Here is a 20,645-nt window from a genome sequence, read left to right on the forward strand (position 1 = left end):
GCCTCAGGTCGGATGATCTGAGGCGTTTCTGTTTTATTTATACTTATCAGGATCGAGCCTGAAAAATCTTACAGCATTATTGAAGAGAATGTCCCGTTTTTGATCGTACGACAGATAATCGGCATTTTCTATCACGCTTAGTGAAGTTTCAACCAGTTTAGGCCATATCAGCATATCAGTGCCGTACATGATCCGTTTTCCGAAACCGGCCTGCACCAATCTTTTCAGATAGGCATTAACCTCAACTTGTGAATAGCTCCAGATCAGGCCTGCTATATCCACATAAACGTAGGCGTTTGCACCCATCAGCGCTATCATATTATCAACCATTGGGTATCCGGCATGCATTACCCAAACTTTCAATTTAGGATGGCGTGCCAAAAGGTCTTCCAATAACAGCGGATCCCCTTTTGAAGCCCTGTATTTAGGCGATGTAAGGTTAGCCATGCCGTTGCCGCCAGTACCCATGTGGATGCCTACAGGGATATTATTTTTTTCGGCGGCGGCAAAATACGCATCGAGCGAAATATCACTTGGCGAAAGTCCCTGGTATTGCGGCGCCACCTCTCCCATCACTTTGTAAAAGCCTGAAGAAAGTGAATCGGTAAATGCCATTACAGTCATATCGCTTGGTGAGCTTACGCCGATGCCGGGAATGATCCGGTCTCCGGCCACTTTTTTCCAGTTGCGGATGATACCGGCGTCGCCATAAACCACCATGGTCATGTTGAGGCGTTTCATGGTAGCCATAAGCGAGTCCTGCATTTCCTTATCAGAGTGCGCAGGCTGCAGCGGTATGGCGCAACCAGTAGTCAGAAAAGATGGCGGTGCCGAATTTGGATCGCTACCGGGCATATCCCTCAAAAACCATGGGCATAAGGGTGCCATGCCGGGCGATACCTTCATGGCATGAACGTGAACATCAATAATAGGCAAGGGTGCGCTTTTTTTAGGGGCAGTTACCGTTTGGGCATACAAAAAAGCGGGAAAAAGCGCCCAGGCGATTAACAAAGTAATTTTTCTCATAAAAAGCTTTGGGTTAATTGGTTATGACTTACCCTCTAAATTTAAATAAAAGCAAATCAATTTACAATCGATTACCTAAATCAGTTTAGTGAGATTTTTGATTATTAAAGATGGATGATTACCGAGAAATAGCTTCTTGAAACGAACAGAATCTTCATCTCGTCATTGCGAGGCACGAAGCAATCGCGAACTGTACAGGGGGATTTACTTAGCCGCTCTGAAGTCGGGGATTGCTTCGTTCCTCGCAATGACGCTTTTTGTTTTACGCCGCTTTTAATGTATTAAACAATGCTTTTGGATTAAATCAATTTTATATCTTTGCCCCTATATGCTTCCGTAGTTCAATGGATAGAATTATGGTTTCCGGTACCATCGATATGAGTTCGAATCTCGTCGGGAGCACAAAAGGGATTTACAGCTTGTAAGTCCCTTTTTGTTTTTATCCATTCACCTCCGCATACCTTTTCCTAAACGCGGTCGGATTTTCCCCTTTGTACTTTTTAAAGATCCGGTTGAGGTGGCTTTCATCGGTAAAACCAAATTCGTAGGCTATTTCGCTCATTCGTTTATCGGTGTATTGCAGGCGGGTTTCTATTAGTTTGAGTTTATAGTTGGTGATGTATTGCTGCAAACTTTCGCCGGTGGTTTTCTTAAAGTATTCACTGATATAGTTGGGCGAAAAGTTAAACGACGAGGCTATGCATTCGGCCTTTAAGCGGTCGGGCTGGTAAATATATTCGTGGATGTAATTAAGCAGCGGCAAGGTGGTTGTTGATGGCTGTTTAATGATATCGGCATGCTGCTGCAGGGTGATGTTGCGGGCGGCAATAGTAATAATGGTATTCATCAATTGCTCCACCACCTCATTATGCTGCGGAAACTCGTTTGATGTTTCCCGTTGTAAAGCTTCAATCAGTGCTCTCACCAGTGGCTTATCGGTAACGGTTTTTAAAATGCAACCCGGCAAATGGTTATGGTTATGAAAAATGTATTCCATTTTTTTAACCCACTTTTCGCTTTGTGTTTTGAGGTAGCTATCGGTAAAACGGATGAAGTAAAACCTTGTAAGCTCATGCACTTCAAAACCGTGCTGGTCTTCAGGAAAAATCAGAAAAAACTTATTAGAGGAATAAGGCAATTCGTGCCCGTTAATGATCTGGATCCCCTTCCCCTCCAACGTAAAAACCATTTCAAAAAAGGTATTGCGGTGCGGCTTGGCTGTATACTGGTTGGTTTCAAGCAGCTCCAACTCATACGGGCGGTAAAGGTTTTTGATCTCCATACCTGTAAAGTTACATATGATACCCTGAAATGTACAACGCCAGGGGCCTGATAATGCGGAACTTTGACATATCAAAACAAAACGAAAATGAACACTACATCTTTTTTACTTTTAAGACTGGCCATCGGAGCCAGCATGTTTGGTCACGGTTTGGTTCGCTTACCTAAACTTCATGGTTTCAGCAACTGGATGGTTGGCACTTTTGAAAAATCAATGCTGCCTAAAGCCATGGTAACACCATTCAGTTACCTGCTTCCCATCGCCGAATTTACTATAGGGTTATTACTGATATCAGGCTTATTTACCAAACCTGCCTTAATTGGCGGTGGCCTGGTAATGATCATATTAATATTTGGCAGCTGTATGATCGAGAACTGGGAGATCCTTCCCTCACAACTGATCCACGCTGCTTTTTTTGCTGTATTACTTCAGTTTGCAGCAAATAACACTTATTCATTAGATAAACTTTTCTTCAATAAATAAAATCATGAGCTCAAGAAGAGAATTTATGAAACAAGGCGGCCTACTGGGTTTGGCCGGTCTTGTAGGCAGTAATTTGGTATCTGCTAAAGAACACCAGGCTTCCAATAACGTTAACACCTCAAAATGGGCCGATGGCTCAAGATTGGTGGTTTCTGTATCCATGCAGTTTGAAGCGGGCGGTCAGCCGGATAACGCCGAAAGCCCATTTCCTCAAAATATGCAAAAAGGCTATATCGATTTGCCGGGCGCAACCTGGTTTCAGTATGGTTATAAAGAAGGTATCCCCCGCATGCTGGACAATTGGGATAAACTGGGCGTAAAAGTAACCTCGCACATGGTTGGCTCAGCAGTGTTGAAAAACCCGGCCCTGGCTAAAGAAATTGTAGACCGCGGGCACGAAGCAGCCGCACATGGTATGAACTGGGCTACACAATATACCATGCCTTACGAGCAGGAAAAACAATTTATAAAAGACGGTGCCGATGCCATTGAAAAAGTAACCGGCTTTACCCCGGTGGGCTACAATGCCAACTGGCTGCGCCGCGGCGAAAACACGCTGAAAATATTACAGGAGCTTGGTTTTGTATACCATATTGACGACCTGAGCCGCGATGAGCCTTTTATCATCCCGGTAAATAACAAAGATTTTGTGGTGGTGCCATATACCCTGCGCAACAATGATATTGTACTTATTGAAGGAAAAAACTTCTCTATTGATCAGTTCCTAAACCAGGTAAAAATGGAGTTTGACCAGCTTTATGCCGAAGCTGAGTTTAAACGCCGCCAAATGTCTATCAGCTTCCATGATCGTATTGGAGGCACCCCACAAATGGTTAAAGCCGCCAACGACCTGATCAAATACATGCAGCAACATAAAGGCGTAAGCTTTAAACGCAAAGATGAGATCGCAAAAATGGCTTTGGAGGATAAAACAACGATAAGGGAGTAATAGTAAAATAAGTATATCCTCTTGAGGTTATGCGCCATAGGCGCTACCTGTTTGTAGAAAGAGCTTTTAAAATAATCCTTTGCGCCGGTAGGTGCTACCCCGGACAAAGCGGCTACATTGCACCGTTGAAAGGGTAGCCTCTACGAGGCAAAAGAACTATTGCCTTTTTGCTACAAATAGGTATCCCCTACGGGGAATCAGAAGGGAAAAGTTGTACACACACTGAAACTCTCAAAAAGGGATAAAAAACCTTTGTTTTGCTAAATAGCTATAAAACGAGTAAAGGCTGCCCTGTGAGGCAGCCTTTACTCGTTTTATCAGAATTATTTCAATTAGATTGCCTCCAACTGCAATACCACGCTGGTGTGGTAAGTATTAGTTTCCGGGTTGATACCTACGTTCATCAGGAAATCGCCGGTAAAGGTTAAATCCTCATTACCTAATACCGAACCTGTGCCCGGGTAAAGGTTAATCTCTTTTACACGGTATTTTTTGTTAGGGTCGAGGCCTTTTAAACGTACCGGAACTTTGGTACCTGAGCCATAACGATTATTCACCAGGTAATTGAACATAACCGCTTTTGATTTATCAGTATTTACATACATGATAGATGCAGCATCGTTATCCCATGGCGAGGCTAAACGGTACTGATCGCCATGCCAGATCGCATCTTTCAGACCATCGTAGTTTTTAAGGGCCGACTGGCAGAAGCTCAGATCATTTTCGCTTAGTTTGCCGATAACAATATCAAAACCCATTTTACCCATCATAGCCACATCCACACGGTATTTAATAGGCTGCTTGCCCCAATCGGTTACGTGGTTTGAGCTGGTGATAGCCGGGTAAAAGAACGAATACTCCCACTGAATAAATACGCGCTCCAACGGATCGGTATTATCACTTGGCCAGTACTCGGTAAAATATTGCAATGCTCCATAATCCACACGACCGCCGCCGCCTGAGCAAAGCATCAAAGGCACTTTAGGATATTTAGCACGAACACGTTTCAATACATTGTACAAGCCGTTCACATAGTCAACATAAATATGCGACTGGTCTTTTTTCAGGTATGCCGAGTACGCGTTGTAGATAACCGCGTTACAATCCCACTTGATGTAAGCCAGATCTGGATTTTTGGTAAACAGGTTATCAACCACACCAAATACAAAATCCTGTACTTTAGGGTTGGCCAAATCAAGTACCAACTGGTTCCTGAAATATTTTTCAGGGCGGTTTGGTTGTTTAATCACCCAATCAGGATGAGCTTTGTACAAATCGCTGGCCGGGTTAACCATCTCCGGCTCAATCCAAATCCCGAATTTTACACCGTTAGCCTGCGCTTCTTTTACCAATGAGCTGATTCCGTTAGGCAGCTTTTGTTTATTCTCCTGCCAATCGCCTAAACCGGCATTATCTCCATTGCGCGGATGGCTGTTACCAAACCAGCCGTCGTCCAATAAAAACAGGTCGACACCTAATTTTTTGGTATCCTTTAACAAACCGGCAAGTTTGCTCTCGTTAAAATCAAAATAGGTAGACTCCCAATTGTTCAACAGTGTAAGCCTTGAGCCGTTACCATCAACAATTTTGTATTGACGAGCCCAGCTTTGCAGTTTACGGCTGGCATCGCCTTTTCCATGGTCGGAGTAAGTGTACAGGAAAGCTGGCGTAGTAAATTCAACGCCCGGCTTTAAATGATACTCAGAAGCGGCGTTGTTAATGCCCGCAATAATTTTCAGGTTGTTGGCTACATCCAATTCAAAATCCACCCTGAAATTGCCCGACCATTCCATAGCGCCATAAAGCACTTTGCCTTCGTCTTCTGTAGCAGGCTTATCCATCGATATCGCGAACATGGAATGCTCGTACAAATTGGCACGGGTACCCAGTTTACTGTCGATGGTTTTAATACCGTGGGTTAAACGGGCCTCTTCCGGCTGAACTTCCATAGCCCAGTTGCCATGATATTGTTTAAGCCAGAAACCGCCGGTGGTATTGCCCTTCAGGTTTAAATTGGCCGATGCGTATTTGTTAAGCGTAACAACACCTTTCTCGTTGTGCTTAATAACCGACCATTGTTCGGTCACATCTTCTTTAAAGTATGTTTTGTAGTATAGTTTTACCTCAAAATCATAAGCAGGATCTTTCAGGGTAACAACCAATAGTGAAACATCATCGCTCACCTTGCTCACCGTGTGGCTCACATAAGCAAGGTTCAGTGATTTATTACCATCGGCATGGGTAACGGTAATAGCAGGCTCGCCCAAACTTGCCGATCCTGATGGCGTATAAACATCATTCTGTACACCCGAATCATCAGCTTGTTTATACATTTTGCGGATGCTGCTGTACTCGGCCGCGTTAGCAAGCTTTGCACCCAGGTACACCATGTTCAGATGTTTCTCGGCATCGGTTTGTAATACCAGCGCGTTGTGCTGGGTTTCAACAGGAATGGTTACATCCTGTGCTGCCGCCCTTCCGGCCAACAGCATTGAGCCTGCGAAAAGCAGGCCCAGCGGTAAAGTTTTTCTTTGAGTAGTTCTCACGTGTGAATTTTGGTTTAACCGGCTACTTCGGTAATTTGGTTTATCATGTTTTGATGTATCCTCGCGCCATAGTGCCCGGCATCAAGTTTCAGAACCTCGGTAAAGGCCTTTTGTGCCTGCTCAAAATCATGTAAACCGAGGTATCCCAGTCCCTGTAAAAAGTGGCAATGCACGCGGTTCCTTACCTGCAGATCATCTTCAAAAATGAGCAAATTTGGCAGCGAGACGGCAAAGTAATCAATTTTTACGTTATCATCCATGTGCTTAATACCATAATTAAGCAGTTTCTTGAAGATACGCTCTGCTGATGTACTGTCACCCAGACATTTTTTAGCTAAACCCTGATAAAAGATCTTATCAGGCTGTTGATCGTTATAAAAAACAGCCGCCGTCGGGTCTTCCAAACCTACCGCTGCTCGCTCAAAATAAGCCTTTGCGTGCTCCGTTTCCTGCAGGCCTTCATAAGCCCTGCCTAACCAATAAAAGATATCATTTTCCTGCGTGCCGAACAGCTTGCCCTCGCCTAAATTATGCGGGTAAGTTTGTGCCTGCGTTAACTGCTCAACGGCCTCATTATATTTACCATCGCGGATGTTTTGTTTAGCCAATTCAACCAGCGCCGCAACATACTGACCGGATGCTTTGCCTTCGCCTCCCTCCCAGGGGTGGAATGTTCTTTGCATCACTTGTTCAAACGCCGTTTGATGCTCACCTAAGAAATTGTATAGGGTGGCCCGCTCTAAATAAACATCGTCACGTAGCTTGGCGGTTTCCAGGTTGGCTTCAACAAATTGCAGGCGTGAATCGGCCGCATGGTTCAGTTTTTTATAAAGCTGATCAAGCTCCATCAGGATCCGGGCATCGGTGGTATCGAGGGCAAAAGCCTTTTCAAAACAAGCCAGGGCTTTAGCCGGGTCATTGCGCTTATTGTAATAAGCTATACCCAAATTCCTGAACACGGTTGGGAAAGTATCATCCAATTGTGCCGACGTTTCCCAGGCGGCAATGGCATCGTCATACTGCAGTTTATCATAAAACAAGTTGCCTAAGTAATATGACGCTTTGGCATCGGTAGGAGTTAAAGCAGCAGCCAGTTTTAGCACACTGATATCTTCCAGCCTGTCGGGAAAACATAAATATGAATCAGCGGCAGATGCCTGTTTGAAATAACCGGATGCCTGTTCGTTATTACCTAACTGGCAAGCAAAGTAGCCAAGGTAATAATATACCATAGGGCCGGTAGCGTCATCATTTACCGCATAAATAAGCAAATCGGCAGCTTCCTGGTACAGGCCCGCGTTAGCATAATCAAGCGAATACTCAATGTAATTTTGGTAGTAACCTCGTGACAGTTTGGATAGTTCGTTAAGGCTGTTCATGGCTTTTTCTTCATTACCCAAAGCCTTGTAAGCATAAACCAGCTCAAACAAAGCACCTAAGTTAAACGCGTCCCTTTTTATAGCTGTGGTGGCTACCTCAACAGCTTCTTCAAAACGTCCCAACTTGCGGAAAGCCGCCGAACGTAAAACATAAGCCTTGCTGTTATTGGCATTTCTATCCAGTGACGATAACGAATGGTCAAGCGCCAGTTCATAGTCACCATTTTCCAGGTCAATCTGGGCTACCGAAAAATACCCACTATCTTTCCAGGCGTTGCTCCAGGTAGCTTTATAGAAAGATTTGTAAGCCTCATCCTTTTTACCCAGGAATTTCAAGGCCAGTCCTAAATTGTAATAGCACTCGCTATCATAAGGGTTAGGATTACGCTGCGTAATGGTTTCAACTGCCTTGCGGAAATAGGGTTCGCTTTTAGCAAACTGCCCACGGCGCAGGTACCATAAACCTAAAGCATTGTTATTCCGGATATCCTTTGCGTCGCGGCGTAAAGCTTCTTCATAATATGGTACCGGGCTATAAGTAGCATGACGATACTGCTCCAAATGCTGAGCGGTTAAAAACAACTGCTCGTTATTTTCTACATCGGCAGGTAACAGGGCTGGTTTGGCCGCTTCCGGGATGTTGTTGAGTTTATTGCTTGCTGCATCATACTTAATCAATTCTTTGCCTGCTGCCGAGTGTACGGTAAGCAATAATAAGTTCTCATTGATATCTTTAATGACTATCTCGCGGGTATAAACCTGTTCAGGTACAATGCAAACCTGCTCACTTAGCAATACCTTCCCATCGTGCTGTAGTTTGATATTCAGGTTGTTTTGCTCACCGGTTACGTAAACTTTTAATAATAGCTTACCTTCAGCGTAGTCAAGCGCCAGCAGGATATCTTTTGTAGCATTTTTAATTACACCAAGTTCGCGGTATGGCATAAAGTATTGGGTAAAATGCTTTTCCTCGTGCGGCATTAACCAGGTAAAATCGGGCTGATTATCAGTAAACATACCTGTCATAAGCTCAATGTAGGGGCCGTCTTCATCGGTCAGGTTCCTGTCCCAGGCTACACCGAAATCGCTATGCCCCCAGGTCCACTGTTTTTTGCCTGGCGATACGTGGTGATTGGCTACGTGCAGTAAGCCTGCCTGCGAATCATGCTCATATCCACCCACAAAATCATAATTAGAGTTGATAGCCATGTACGATGTTGGCACCGGGATATTTTTATACCTCGAGATATCCGTACCAGGCGAATAATCAACCTTGTAATATGTACCTGTAGCTATCGGGAAAGTTGATACATCGCGCTTACCGTGGTCAAAAACCGCGTTCACATCCGGTGGAAAGACCGACTGGTAATCGTCATTAACCTTTACTGCCGGGTTAGCCCACCATAAAAAAGTTTGCGGCAAGGCAGACCGGTTATAAAGTTTAGCTTTTATTTCGATGTATGCCTTATCAGGATGCAACGTAAAACCGGCCATGCCTTTGGTATGAAACATGCGCTCTACCTCGTTAACCCAAACGGTTTTGCTGCCATCGGCGTTTTCTTCAGTTTTATAATCAACCGGCTCAAACGTACTTGGGCGATGGTGCTGAGGCCAGTTAAACTCGATGCCGCCTGAAATCCACGGACCGGTTAAGCCTACCAGCGCAGGCTTAATTACCTGGTTGTAATAAATGAAATGACGGTCCTTGATCTTGTCATAAGCCATTTGGATACGGCCGCCAAGCTCGGGCAGGATCAGCACTTTGAGATATTTATTCTCCAGGTACAAACCTGTGTATTCTTTATCTTCTTTTTCGTCGTAAATTTTTTCGATAACAGGGTTTGGATACACCTTGCCACTGCTGCCCTGGTAAACACGCTTTTCAAAAAACATGGGGTTTTTATCAGGCTTGCCTATACCGTAGGTTGGGATGATTACTTTCTCTTCCCAAACATTTACATACAAATTATTCATGTAGCTTATAATTATTAATGTCTTATTAAATTTTCTTCTAACTCTTCAAGGGTCTGACCTTTGGTTTCTTTTACCTTCTTCAATACAAACACGAAGCCTAAAAAGCATATCCCGGCGTACATATAAAAGGGCCCGTAAGTACCCAATACCTTAGCCAGGATCGGGAAGGTAAACACCAGTATAAAATAGGCGCCCCATAACGATACAATGGCTACTGTTGATGCAGCGCTGCGAATTTTATTAGGGAAGATTTCGGCAATAAGTACCCAGGTAATAGGTGCAAGCGAAAGCGCATAGGTGCTGATGGCAAGCAGTACAAATACAGATACCAATTTGGCCGATAAATGGTTTTGTAGCAGGTAAGCCAGGACAATATAAAATATCGAAAGCCCTAAGGAGCCAATGAGCATCAACGGCTTACGACCGAGTTTATCAACCTGCCACATAGCCAGGAGCGTAAATACCAGGTTAACTATACCGATAGAAACGGTTTCAAACAATTGCTGGTTAAGGCTTGAGCCCACCGAAGCGAAAATGGTTGAGGTATAATTGAACACCACGTTGATACCACAAAATTGTTGAAATACAGCGAGGGTGATGCCAATCAGCACAGCAGGGCGAACAGCTTTTTCAAATACAGCACGGTATGACTCTTTGCTTGTTGCTCCCTTCAGTGATTTTTGGATAGCTTCCTGCGTGGAGGTAACAAATTCTTCGGAACCTATTTTGTAAAGTACTTTTTCGGCATCATCATGCCTGCCAACTTTCATGAGCCATCTCGGGCTTTCGGGCAGAAATAATACACCCAGCATAAAAACAAGTGCCGGTACGGTGCCTAAGCCAAACATCCAGCGCCAGGCGTTATCACCGGCATTGGCCAAAAAGTAATTGCACAGGTTGGTGATCAGGATGCCCAATACTACCGTAAGCTGATTAATGGCTACGTTTCGCCCGCGCACCTTGGCCGGCGAAATCTCGGCAATGTACATGGGGCACAGCATCGATGCCATCCCTACGCCAATACCAGCGGCAAAACGCATGGTGATAAAGTAAGCGAGCCATGTTGAAAATGAAATAGCCAATGATGATACCGCGAAGATGAACGCGGCAAGCATCAACCCCGGCTTACGGCCAAATTTTTCGGCAATACTACCGGCAATGATACAGCCCACAATACAACCCAGTGCCAGCGACCCGGTAAGGAAACCCTCCCAAAGCGGATCAAGCGCGAACTCTTTGCGAAGGAACGGCAACGCGCCCGATATTACGGCAAAATCAAAACCGAACAGGTAGCCGCCCAGCGCCGAAATAAAGGAAATCCCTATAATGTAGCTGCTGTTAAACTTAACTTCTTTTTTTAAATCAGTGATCATTTGTTATTGGTTAGCTTCTTCTTCTCTTTATAAATTTACTTAATTAGCATCGGTTACTTAAAGCGTTCCGTTTTCCTACCTTTCACCTTTATCCTTTTACCTTACTTCCCGTGCAAATGCACAACCGCGCCGCCACCTGGTGCAAGTTTCAGGTTCAGTTTAGTTGAGCGGTTAACGGTGATGGTTTTATGCTCATATTTCTCGGCATTTTTATCCGCGTCGGTTGCATCAGCGTACAAATCGGCAGTGTAATTAACGCCTGCAGGCAGGAAAGAGAAATCAACATTGATATCCCTGGCATCCCAGTTGGTCATAGCGCCAACATACCAGTCGCTACCTTTCTTTTTTGCTATCGCGATGTATTCGCCAACTTTTGCATCAAGCGGTTTTGTTTCGTCAAAAACAGTTGGCACGGCTGATAAATATTGTTCGATATCCGGGTACTTTTCATACTCGGTAGGCGAATCGCAAAATACAGCCAACGGCTGATCAAACACCACAAACATGGCCAGCTCATGGCAGCGGGTGCCCTGGGTTGAAGGTAATCCCTCGGCTATCGGCTTAAAACTATCTTTTGATTTATTGCGCATAGAGCCCGGTGTGTAATCCAGCGGACCGCCCAGCATCCGGATAAAAGGGAACGTAGTATGATGTACCGGGTTGGTTGTAAAATCCCACTTTGAACATTCCTGCCCGCGTACGGCCTCGTAATTAACAATATTTGGATAGGTGCGCTGTAAACCGGTAGGTTTTGAACAGCCATGAAAATCAACCATCAGGTGACGTTTGGCAGCAGCTTCGGCAATTAACTGAAGCCATTTGATGGCTTGCTGATCGTCACGGTCAAAAAAATCAACCTTAATACCTACCGCGCCAATTTCTTTCAGATAATCAAGATTTGCATCCAGATCTTTCAATAGCGGCGCAGCCACGCACCAAACAAAAATGCCTACATGCTTTTCATTAGCATGCTGAATTACCGCGCGGATATCTGTTTTTTGCAAACGCTTTTTAACATCATAATTATCGCTCCAGCCGGCATCAATCATCATGTATTCCAGGTGATTTTTGGCCGCGAAATCGGTATAGAAATTATACAATTGCGTGCTTCGGTTTTCCATACCCGATGGGATTGGCGCGCCGGGCAAAATGGCGTCATGCCACCACTCCCATGCTGCTTTTCCCGGTTTTATCCAGGCTGCGTTTTCCAATACCGAGGGTTTCGATAACTTGTAGATCAGCTGATTATTCAGCAAAGTTTTATCATCATCAGTCGCGATGATAACCCGCCATGGATACTCTTTTTTACCGGGTTCTTTAGCAATGTAGTTTTCGCGGGAGGTTACTACCGATACAAAATCGCCCCAGCTACCCATTTTGGTAGTCGCGGGATAACCAGCCCACTCCCCAATCATATTGCCGTTTCGCTTTTTAACGTACATACCCGGATAATCAAACAGATCAGCCTCTGCAATAACCAGTTTTACGCCGTTGTTATAAGCGTACAAAGCCGGAGTAATGGCGTGTTTATCTTCCTTTATTTCGCCGATAGATTTGTATTGGTTATAAGCCAGCTCCCAGGCCGTATAATTATCTGTTTCTGCAATAGTTGCACCGGGATTTCCTTTCAGGTTGAAGCCAGCCTGTTCGCTCATTACTTTAACCGAATCTTTTGAATCGGTAACAAAACGATAGGCCACACCTTCATTATAAGCGCGGATAAGCAATTTATAATTTCCTGCAAAACTGATGGTCAGTTCATTATAGTTATCGGTAAGCACAGCAGCTTTTCCATACAACGGGCGGATTGTTTTATTTACTGTTGATGGTTTAGCGCTTAATACTTTGCCATTCGTGCCAAGGATAATTTTATCCAGTTTAACGCCAATAGCCGATGGCGAGATCAGCTGATTGTTTTTGTAGCTCAAGGCATAGCTAATGCTGTCATTTACCTTAAGTTCCAGTTTCAGGTTATTATCAGGCGATTTAACCGTATAGCTTTGTGCCGAACCACAAAGGCTAAAAGCAGATAGTAAAAAAAATATCAGGGTAGTTTTTTTCATATAGTACCAAACTTGTATAAAATGCTTTGATCGTAAACATCGCCCACCTGTAAAATGGCCTGCGGAAAATTAGGATGGTTAATGCTATCCGGGTAGTGCTGGCATTCGAGGCAAAGCGCGTCGAATGGTTTTGCAGGATTACCGGTATGGGTTGGCGAGGTACTGTTTAAATAATCGCCGGTGTAAAGGAATACGCCGGGATAATCGGTATAAACTTCAAGGCTGCGGCCCGATGCCTCATCAATTAACAGCGCGGCATTGGTTAGGGCCCGCTCTCCGGCTTCTTTGTTGATGATATAAAACAGGTTAAGTCCTTCAACCCGACTTTCATCTATCTTAAATTTATCACTCAGCTTATTATTATTAAAAGCCTTTTGTTTGGCAGGTATAATGGCCCCGCTCGGCGTATAATCTTCATACGAATCCACAATATTATCCGATAACATGGTAAGCTTGTGGTTATAGATTTTGCTTTTAAATGCCGAGAGGTTAAAGTAAGCGTGATTGGTAAAATTAGCTATAGTGTTTTTATCGGCGGTAGCTTTGTAATGGATCAGCAGTTCATTATCAGCGCTCCAGGTGTAAATAACCCCAAGCTCCAATGCACCGGGATAACCACCATCTCCATCCGGACTACGAAGCGTCATCACCACGCCATTATCAATTGTTTCAGCAGCAAACACCCTGTAATTAAAACCGCTGTTGCCCGCATGGTTGGAGTTTTTGCCATCATTGGTATCTAAATAACAGATCTTATTATCCAGTTTAAAGCGGGCATTAGTGATGCGGTTGGCGTAACGGCCTATGGTTGAGCCTATGTAACAGGTATCATTCAAATATCCATCCAGGTCTGGAAAACCCACTACCACGTTCTCAAATTGTTGTTCCCTGTCAGGCACCACAACCGATACAATGGCTGCACCGTAGTTGGTAAGTTCAACGTAAGCCCCGCTTTCGTTTTCTATCCTGAAAAGGAAAACATCGGCGCCGTTAACCTGCCCCCATAACCGGGATGAAGTTTTAACAGCCACGTGCATATTGATATTTAAATTGATGCTTCATGTATTTACTTGTAGTTGGGCAGGTAACTACCTGTTTTAGTCCCTAATTGGTTTTGGTAAACCTACTATGAAACGGCGGTTAAAAAAATGGATATTTTTCAAAAAGTGATGGATAATCCTATCATCAATACATCGTTTTTGAAAACTTGTATTGATCAAAAAAATAAATACCTTTAAACACCAATTATGCTGTAATGTTATGAGTGCCGTAGCCGAACCCAAAAAGCGGATCAAAGAGGGCTTTATAGGTCAAAAAATGATCGTATTGCCGCCAAACATTAAAAAATCAATCACCAACAATGCTTTGATCAAAGGCTTTTACCTTACCGCTATAGGCTATTATCCCAAAGCGGCCTATCATGACCGCGAGCGCCGCACGGGCAGCAGCGAATATATCCTGCTTTATTGCATAGATGGAGAAGGCTATGTTTATTTGGGTGGCCAGGACCATGTGCTTAAACCCAATACTTTTTTCATCATTCCGCGTAACGTTGCCCATCGTTACAAAAGCTCCGAAACTAATCCCTGGAGTATCTACTGGATACATTTCAGCGGTTTAAACTCACAACTGATATATGAGCGCTCGCTTGAAAACGGGCAGCCAGCAGTGCAATCCGTTCCGTACGATAGCAGCCGGATCAAACTGTACGAGCAAATCTATGCTGTACTCGAACATAGCTATCATGAAAAGGAAATGGAAATCGTGAACATTAACCTGCTCAGCTTCATCTCCTCATTGGTGTATTACAAACAAACCAACCCGGTTGATTATGATAATGATTTTGTGAGCAACTCCATCGCTTACATGAAAAAGCATATCAGCAAAAAGTTTGAGGTAATGCATTTGGCTAAGCAGCAAGGTATTTCGGCATCGCATTATTTGCGGCTATTTAAACAGAAAACCGGATCATCGCCCATTAACTATTTTAACCTGCTCAAGATCCAGGCCTCATGCCAATATTTATATTTTACCGACAGAAGTATCAAGGAGATCTGCTCAGATCTGGGTTTTGATGATCCGTATTATTTTTCGAGGTTGTTTACTAAGCTGATTGGCATGTCACCGTCTAAGTATCGGAAAACGCATAAGCGGTAGTTGCCGGGAGATTTTGGCTAAAGCCGGTTGACCGATTATCTTTTCCCCGTCGGTTAAAACCGACGGCAATGAATTCCTTTTTTTGTAGAGACGCATATTTGCGTCTCCCGCAGGATGAGTCGTCTTGCAAGTTTATAATTCTAACGTAACTTGCAATCGAAAGACGCAATTATGCATCTCTACAGCAAAATTCATTTTTAACCATGCCCCAACCCCGCCTTTTTCATATCAGCGAACAGCCAGGCATCAGCATATTTACTCCCCGCCCTTCCCCATCACATTTTGATAATGTTACCGGCGATGTTGTTTTTGCCATCATCGATCAACTACTACATAACTACTTGTTGCCCCGCGATTGCCCGAGGGTAACATTTTACGCAGGTAAAAACGCAACTGACAATGATAAAAACCAGTTTATGGGCAACACAACAGCTCATTATGTTATTGCTGTTGAAAATGGTTGGTATCAACAGATAAAGGAAACTATCCTATTTCGCTACGAATTTGCTCCCGACGATTTTATGCTGATAGATGAGTGCGCGGGCTATTATGTATCCTATAAACCGGCTTTGCCGATAGCGGTTACGGTTATTGATGATATTATGGCGGCCTTATTAAGCAGGAATATCGAACTGCGGTTTATGCCGTCGTTAATAGATATTGCGGCGGCTATCCGTAATTCCAGCCTGCAGTTTTCACTAATCAGGATGCGGAACGCGAAAAAGGATACGTAATAAAAAATTGTCATTTCGAAACGAGGAACGAGTGAGAAATCTTATACGCCTTGTTGAGTGGTTATGCTAATCGGCCTGCTCGGCGCATAAGATTTCTCTTTCGCCCCAACGCTCATGCCTTCCTCGCTCACTCGAAATGACATTCTTTATAAAGCCACCGTATCCCCCAAAAACTACAAATCCCGCTGCTTCAATTGAAACAACGGGAATTTGCCATTATTAAACCAAACCAAGTTTTTATTTATCCACTTTGTACATCGTTAGTTCTATGAGGTGGAAATAATTTGTTCCGCCCCAGGTTTCCAGAACCTTGAACCTGATGTAACGGTAAGCAGGCAGATCAGCAGGGAAAGTGAACGGCTCACCGGCGGCTGCAAAGTCGGCATCGGCCTGGGTGGTTTGCCCTGTCGGTAAGCCCGATGGCTTAACCGAGGTAAAGCTTGCCAGTTTTGTCCAACTGTTGTAACTACCATCGGCAGATGGACTGTTACTACCGTAGATCTCGAACCGCTTAGGATTACCATAATTGTACAAGGCCGAAGTACGTTGCCAGATCTTCATTTTAGCCAGCGACGCCTGTTGCCCCATATCAAATGTAAACCATTGCGGCATGCTTGTTCCCGGTGTATGGAAACCCGGTTCATTGGTGCTCTTATCCCACAGGTAATATGTTTCCCAACCATAGGCCGACGGAATATCGGTTGGCAGGTTATATGGTTTAAACAACGACTTATCACACTCCACTATCCCATAGATCTTAGGAAAATCATCGAAAGCCGGAGCATTGAAAACGTCAACAGCATCGGGCGTTGGCTTGTATGATGAGCGATACTGGATAGCTGTTCCAAGTTTAAGATCGGTTAGGGTTATGCCGGTACTATCCGCGCTAAGCTCTTTTGTTGCCTCGGCTCCGGCCGTATTGGTGTATTTAATAGTAGTTGACACGTTACCGGTATCAGCCTTAATAAAAAACAACCTTACCGAACCATTATCATTTACCAGGAAAGGATTAGCCGTATTGTACGAGCGGTTTAATAATGCCGACTGGTAAGCCGGGCCATAAACACGCACGTTATTAATATCCTGACCTACCGAGGTATTGCCGGCATTGTCACGTGCTACCAGCCTGAAGCTGTACACATACTCCTTCAAATTAGGGATTGATATACTGATCGAGTCGGCAGGGCTATGGCTTGAGGCATCAACAATTACCGAGTCGGTGGCGTTGTTCCAGGTAATTTTATAATTTTTAATACTTGGATCGGGGCTTGGGTGCCAAACCAGCACCGCCCTTAAATTACCCGGATGAAAGCTAACTTTAGTGGCCAAACCCGGATATGTTACCTCATGGTTATTTAAAAAGCCCTTATAATCATTATCGTACTTTTTACAGGCAAATATTGCAATACTCGCCAGAAAGAAAGCAGCTATACTATATCTGATCTTCATGTCTTTAATTTTTAATGGTATTACAATGGGTTGCCATATAGTGAAATCTCCAGCGCGTTCACATAATCCAAACCGCCCCAGGTTTGTGTACACTCCAACCTGATAAATTTGGTTGCAGGCGCGTTAATGCCAATCTTGAAATTAACACCGGCAGCCACAAAAGCGATGTCGGAAGCGTTAGCCTGATTTGGCGGTAAGCCCGATGGCGGGTTAGGATAAGTAAAGTTTCCCAGGTTAACCCAGTCACCGGATACAGTACCCTGAGCCGAGTTTTTAGGCAACACAGAGTCTTTAGGTGCATCGCTGCTGGTGCCCCAGAGTGTTAGCTGCCTGATATTTTGATAGCCGAATACGCCGCTTAACCTCTCCCACAAAACAAAACGGCTCAGCTTGGCATTCACGCCCAGGGCAAAGGTGCCCTGTTTGGTAGGTGCGCTTAGTGTATGCCAGCCGGGTTCGCCGGTGTTGCCGTCAAACAGGTATTTAAACTCCCAGCCGTAACCAATAGGGCTATCGCTATCCAGGTGATAAGTGTAAAACTTGCTTTTATCCAGCAGGGTTTCAAACAGCGGCGTAAGGGTTTTATACACCGTGTCCGACACATTGCCAAACCTATCGGTAGTATACACACCAAACTTTTTAGGCGTGGCATCGTATCCACGAACCGAAAAATTTACGGAATCGGTATTGATGTACTGCGGATCCTGCTCGTCATATTTATTGGTTTTATCATTTAACGAGAGCACATGCACGGCAATCGGCACTTTGTTAGGGTTTAAGCCAAAGAAATTTGCACCGCCAAAATCGGGAGTAATATCCAGGTTATCATTGATCAGCAAATAGTTGGGCGTTTTAGGGCTAACCTTTATCACCACCGGATCTGATTTAATATTGGCTCTGCTCACCGCATACAACGTAACTTCATACTCTTTGGCCCTTGCAAAACCATCAACCGTAATAGTATCGGTATAGTAGCTGGCCTTGGTTTCCCTTGTTGTTTTATCGTTAATATTATAGCTGGCCAAAACGTACAACAGGTTTTTAGAGTTTGGCAGCGTATAGGTAAGCCTTGCCGCGCCGTTCAGGTTCTCGACCTTTACGTTGGTTACTACGCCGGGCTTGGTAGTATCGTTGGATACCACCTCGATGTTCGATTCGCTCTTTTTACAGGAAACGATGAGCATGATGAGCAAAACCGGGATAAGTATTAAACCGGTAAGCCATCTGCGGTTATTAATCTTTTTCATAATTTATATCTCTATATTAAATTATCTAATCTTTCAAAAAACAGGATGATCCTACCAGTAAGGGTTTTGGGTAAGGTTATTGTTCACTATCAGGTCGTTGGTACTGATAGGCCATAAATAATCTTTAATACCAAATACCGGCTGAATAATGGTTTGCGGGCGATAATAATTGGCCGCTGTTCCTTCGTAAATATTCCATCCCTGTATTGGCTTGCTTAACACATCCTGCAGTTCTTTCCAGCGGCGAAGGTCCCAGCCGCTTTGCGCTTCAAAACAAAGCTCAATCCGGCGTTCCTGGTGAATGATGGCCCTTAAGCCATCTTTAGAGTTTGGCTTGGATGGATTTTTTGAGTAGTTGCTCCAAGAGGCTTGCACACCATCTAAACCGGCCCTTGCACGAACCTTATCTATATACGAGTAAACCTCTGCAGTTGGGCCCTGTACTTCGTTCAAAGCTTCGGCGTACAGCAGGTATAAACCCGACAAGCGCATTACCGGCAAGCGATAATTTTCGGTAGTAAAGATGTTATCATAAACCGACAGGTAATTTGCCAGCTTTTTAGGCCAGTAACCCGTGATGTTGGTAGCGCTGATACTTTTAGGGCCGGCCAACGCGTACGGACCGCGGGCCTGCACGTAATAAGCAGTACTTTCGTCGCGTTTGCCATTACCAAACCAGATACCGCCATCAAAACCGATATCAGCATAAAACCTTAGCTCGCGGTTAAAGTGGGCTTTGGCAGTTTCATAACCACTCATGATCAGCGGCGCGCTTGAATCATCGCCCATTTGTGTCGAATTACGGTTAGTATAATCCCAGGTTTTATCCTCATTAATCGGCACACCTTTATCGGTATAAAACAGATCGGCTGTCTGGATAGGCACCGCGAAAGTACCCGGATTTGTAGAAGCCAGGCCTACGGCTGCCGAAGTCATCCTCGGGATGGTGAAGTTCTGGTAAGTAAAACCATAGTTCAGTGCCCAGATCAGCTCGGGGTTTTGCTCCCATTTTTCGGTGATATCATTTTGCAGGGTTAAAACTTTCTTCAGCTTATCTGATACATTACCTACACCTACTGTTGGCGGTGTGGTATATAACTTAAGCCCCTGCGCCTCGCACTCGGTAATAGCAGCCTTGCAGGCATCGGCAGCTTTTTGCCATTTGCCCGCGTCATAAGTTGCAGAAAAAAGACTTTTGCCGTCATGATCTTTAAAACCTGCATAGTCAGGGTTACCATTAAACAGCGGACTTGCAGCTGTAGTCAGAATCTCGGCTTTAACCGATAGCGCTATAAATTTGGTAATGCGGCCAAATTCCGTAGCCTGATTATCAATAACCGGCGGCAGATCTGGAATTGCCTCATCAAGCAATGACACCACGTAATCAAAACCTTCATCAACTGATGAGCGCTTACGTTTTACCTCTTCTGCCGATGCGTTGATCGGGAAGTTTTCTTTAATGAGCAGCATTGGGCCGTACATCCTGATAAGGTAATAATGATAGTATGCCTTCAGGAATTTGGTTTCGGCAATCCACCTTTTCTTTTCAGATGCGCTCAGGTCGATAGGTTTATCGATGTTCTCAAGCATGATATTACATCTCCTCAAAGCCTGGAAAATTGCCAGACCACCGTTAGCCCCATCCCAGTAGTTAAGGCTCACGTTCGAGTTGCTTTGCAAGCCGCGGATCAGGTTAAAACCGGCCTCGTTAAAGTAATGATCGTTCAGCGTGTTAGGGTACACGATCTCAGATGAATACACAAAACCCGGATTGTTCACCACATCATTTAAATGCTGCATGGTGGAGTAGCAGGTAAACAGGTAATCTTCCGCTTCGTTACGGTTCCGGAAGGTATAGTCTATCGTGGCCACATTATCAGGAGTAATATCCAGGTACTTTTTGCATGACTGGCCCATGGTAACCAAAGCGGCCAGCATCACAATTTTATAATATGATCTTATATTTTTCATCTCTCTAAAATC

14 protein-coding genes and 1 tRNA gene are annotated in these 20,645 nt (G+C 44.3%); 5 read left to right on the forward strand and 10 right to left on the reverse strand.

The annotated features are described in order from the left end of the window. Nucleotides 1-33: 33 nt before the first annotated feature. The gene (locus DUL71_RS16050) at nucleotides 34-1,026 is read right to left on the reverse strand and encodes an amidohydrolase family protein (protein WP_208645569.1); all 993 of its coding nucleotides are present in this window, start codon (nucleotides 1,024-1,026) and stop codon (nucleotides 34-36) included. Nucleotides 1,027-1,356: 330 nt separating this feature from the next. Here DUL71_RS16050 and DUL71_RS16055 point away from each other — a divergent pair. Beyond that, a tRNA-Arg gene (locus DUL71_RS16055) sits at nucleotides 1,357-1,428 on the forward strand. Between the two features lie 37 nt (nucleotides 1,429-1,465). On the opposite strand, the gene DUL71_RS16060 is transcribed toward DUL71_RS16055, so the two are convergent. Continuing rightward, a complete protein-coding gene (locus tag DUL71_RS16060; RefSeq protein WP_114939044.1) occupies nucleotides 1,466-2,308 on the reverse strand; it encodes a helix-turn-helix domain-containing protein in 843 nt (280 codons plus the stop codon). An 87-nt stretch (nucleotides 2,309-2,395) separates the two neighbouring features. On the opposite strand from DUL71_RS16060, the gene DUL71_RS16065 reads away from it, so the two are divergent. Both DUL71_RS16065 and DUL71_RS16070 read left to right on the forward strand, forming a co-directional pair. Then, entirely contained in the window at nucleotides 2,396-2,791 is a 396-nt protein-coding gene (locus DUL71_RS16065) for a DoxX family protein (protein ID WP_112572545.1), read from the forward strand. Nucleotides 2,792-2,795: 4 nt separating this feature from the next. Then, on the forward strand, nucleotides 2,796-3,740 hold the full coding sequence (locus DUL71_RS16070; RefSeq protein ID WP_114939045.1) for a polysaccharide deacetylase family protein: 945 nt from the start codon (nucleotides 2,796-2,798) through the stop codon (nucleotides 3,738-3,740). A 332-nt stretch (nucleotides 3,741-4,072) separates the two neighbouring features. Here the strand turns inward: DUL71_RS16070 and DUL71_RS16075 are convergent, their stop codons facing one another. From DUL71_RS16075 to DUL71_RS16095, 5 genes are all read right to left on the reverse strand, one after another. Continuing rightward, a complete protein-coding gene (locus DUL71_RS16075; RefSeq protein WP_244228773.1) occupies nucleotides 4,073-6,286 on the reverse strand; it encodes an alpha-galactosidase in 2,214 nt (737 codons plus the stop codon). A gap of 14 nt (nucleotides 6,287-6,300) precedes the next feature. Next, nucleotides 6,301-9,639 carry a DUF5107 domain-containing protein gene (locus DUL71_RS16080; RefSeq protein ID WP_114939047.1) on the reverse strand — a complete coding sequence of 1,113 codons (3,339 nt, stop codon included), beginning with the start codon at nucleotides 9,637-9,639 and terminating at the stop codon, nucleotides 6,301-6,303. A 14-nt stretch (nucleotides 9,640-9,653) separates the two neighbouring features. Continuing rightward, nucleotides 9,654-11,012, reverse strand: coding sequence for a sugar porter family MFS transporter (locus DUL71_RS16085; protein ID WP_114939048.1), 1,359 nt, complete (start codon nucleotides 11,010-11,012; stop codon nucleotides 9,654-9,656). A gap of 101 nt (nucleotides 11,013-11,113) precedes the next feature. Further along, nucleotides 11,114-13,075: a glycoside hydrolase family 97 protein gene (locus DUL71_RS16090; protein ID WP_114939049.1), complete on the reverse strand. Its 1,962-nt coding sequence runs from the start codon at nucleotides 13,073-13,075 to the stop codon at nucleotides 11,114-11,116. Beyond that, on the reverse strand, nucleotides 13,072-14,106 hold the full coding sequence (locus DUL71_RS16095) for an aldose epimerase family protein (RefSeq protein ID WP_208645570.1): 1,035 nt from the start codon (nucleotides 14,104-14,106) through the stop codon (nucleotides 13,072-13,074). The genes DUL71_RS16090 and DUL71_RS16095 overlap by 4 nt, the downstream gene beginning before the upstream one ends. A 229-nt stretch (nucleotides 14,107-14,335) precedes the next feature. On the opposite strand from DUL71_RS16095, the gene DUL71_RS16100 reads away from it, so the two are divergent. Then, complete coding sequence (locus DUL71_RS16100; protein WP_114939051.1) at nucleotides 14,336-15,232, forward strand: AraC family transcriptional regulator; 897 nt, start codon at nucleotides 14,336-14,338, stop codon at nucleotides 15,230-15,232. Between the two features lie 203 nt (nucleotides 15,233-15,435). Then, nucleotides 15,436-15,966, forward strand: a complete 531-nt coding sequence (locus DUL71_RS16105) for a DUF6886 family protein (RefSeq protein WP_114939052.1) — start codon at nucleotides 15,436-15,438, stop codon at nucleotides 15,964-15,966. A gap of 237 nt (nucleotides 15,967-16,203) precedes the next feature. On the opposite strand, the gene DUL71_RS16110 is transcribed toward DUL71_RS16105, so the two are convergent. From DUL71_RS16110 to DUL71_RS16120, 3 genes are read right to left on the reverse strand one after another with little or no spacing between them, the layout of a single operon-like run. Beyond that, entirely contained in the window at nucleotides 16,204-17,415 is a 1,212-nt protein-coding gene (locus DUL71_RS16110; protein ID WP_114939053.1) for a DUF5000 domain-containing lipoprotein, read from the reverse strand. A gap of 20 nt (nucleotides 17,416-17,435) precedes the next feature. Continuing rightward, nucleotides 17,436-18,662 (reverse strand): DUF4959 domain-containing protein, encoded by a 1,227-nt coding sequence (locus DUL71_RS16115; RefSeq protein ID WP_114939054.1) that lies wholly within the window; start codon nucleotides 18,660-18,662, stop codon nucleotides 17,436-17,438. 51 nt (nucleotides 18,663-18,713) lie between these two features. Beyond that, nucleotides 18,714-20,633 carry a RagB/SusD family nutrient uptake outer membrane protein gene (locus tag DUL71_RS16120; protein WP_114939055.1) on the reverse strand — a complete coding sequence of 640 codons (1,920 nt, stop codon included), beginning with the start codon at nucleotides 20,631-20,633 and terminating at the stop codon, nucleotides 18,714-18,716. Nucleotides 20,634-20,645 lie beyond the last annotated feature (12 nt).

Origin of the sequence: Mucilaginibacter endophyticus (genome assembly GCF_003351025.1) — a bacterium.
Taxonomy (GTDB): Bacteria; Bacteroidota; Bacteroidia; order Sphingobacteriales; family Sphingobacteriaceae; genus Mucilaginibacter; species Mucilaginibacter endophyticus.

What these genes read in the sequence shown, in the direction of transcription:
- DUL71_RS16120 (WP_114939055.1), bottom strand. Translation starts at nt 20,633, where the DNA reads ATGAAAAATATAAGATCATATTATAAAATTGTGATGCTGGCCGCTTTG.
- DUL71_RS16060 (WP_114939044.1), bottom strand. Translation starts at nt 2,308, where the DNA reads ATGGAGATCAAAAACCTTTACCGCCCGTATGAGTTGGAGCTGCTTGAA.
- DUL71_RS16080 (WP_114939047.1), bottom strand. Translation starts at nt 9,639, where the DNA reads ATGAATAATTTGTATGTAAATGTTTGGGAAGAGAAAGTAATCATCCCA.
- DUL71_RS16070 (WP_114939045.1), top strand. Translation starts at nt 2,796, where the DNA reads ATGAGCTCAAGAAGAGAATTTATGAAACAAGGCGGCCTACTGGGTTTG.
- DUL71_RS16065 (WP_112572545.1), top strand. Translation starts at nt 2,396, where the DNA reads ATGAACACTACATCTTTTTTACTTTTAAGACTGGCCATCGGAGCCAGC.
- DUL71_RS16050 (WP_208645569.1), bottom strand. Translation starts at nt 1,026, where the DNA reads ATGAGAAAAATTACTTTGTTAATCGCCTGGGCGCTTTTTCCCGCTTTT.
- DUL71_RS16115 (WP_114939054.1), bottom strand. Translation starts at nt 18,662, where the DNA reads ATGAAAAAGATTAATAACCGCAGATGGCTTACCGGTTTAATACTTATC.
- DUL71_RS16085 (WP_114939048.1), bottom strand. Translation starts at nt 11,012, where the DNA reads ATGATCACTGATTTAAAAAAAGAAGTTAAGTTTAACAGCAGCTACATT.
- DUL71_RS16090 (WP_114939049.1), bottom strand. Translation starts at nt 13,075, where the DNA reads ATGAAAAAAACTACCCTGATATTTTTTTTACTATCTGCTTTTAGCCTT.
- DUL71_RS16110 (WP_114939053.1), bottom strand. Translation starts at nt 17,415, where the DNA reads ATGAAGATCAGATATAGTATAGCTGCTTTCTTTCTGGCGAGTATTGCA.
- DUL71_RS16100 (WP_114939051.1), top strand. Translation starts at nt 14,336, where the DNA reads ATGAGTGCCGTAGCCGAACCCAAAAAGCGGATCAAAGAGGGCTTTATA.
- DUL71_RS16105 (WP_114939052.1), top strand. Translation starts at nt 15,436, where the DNA reads ATGCCCCAACCCCGCCTTTTTCATATCAGCGAACAGCCAGGCATCAGC.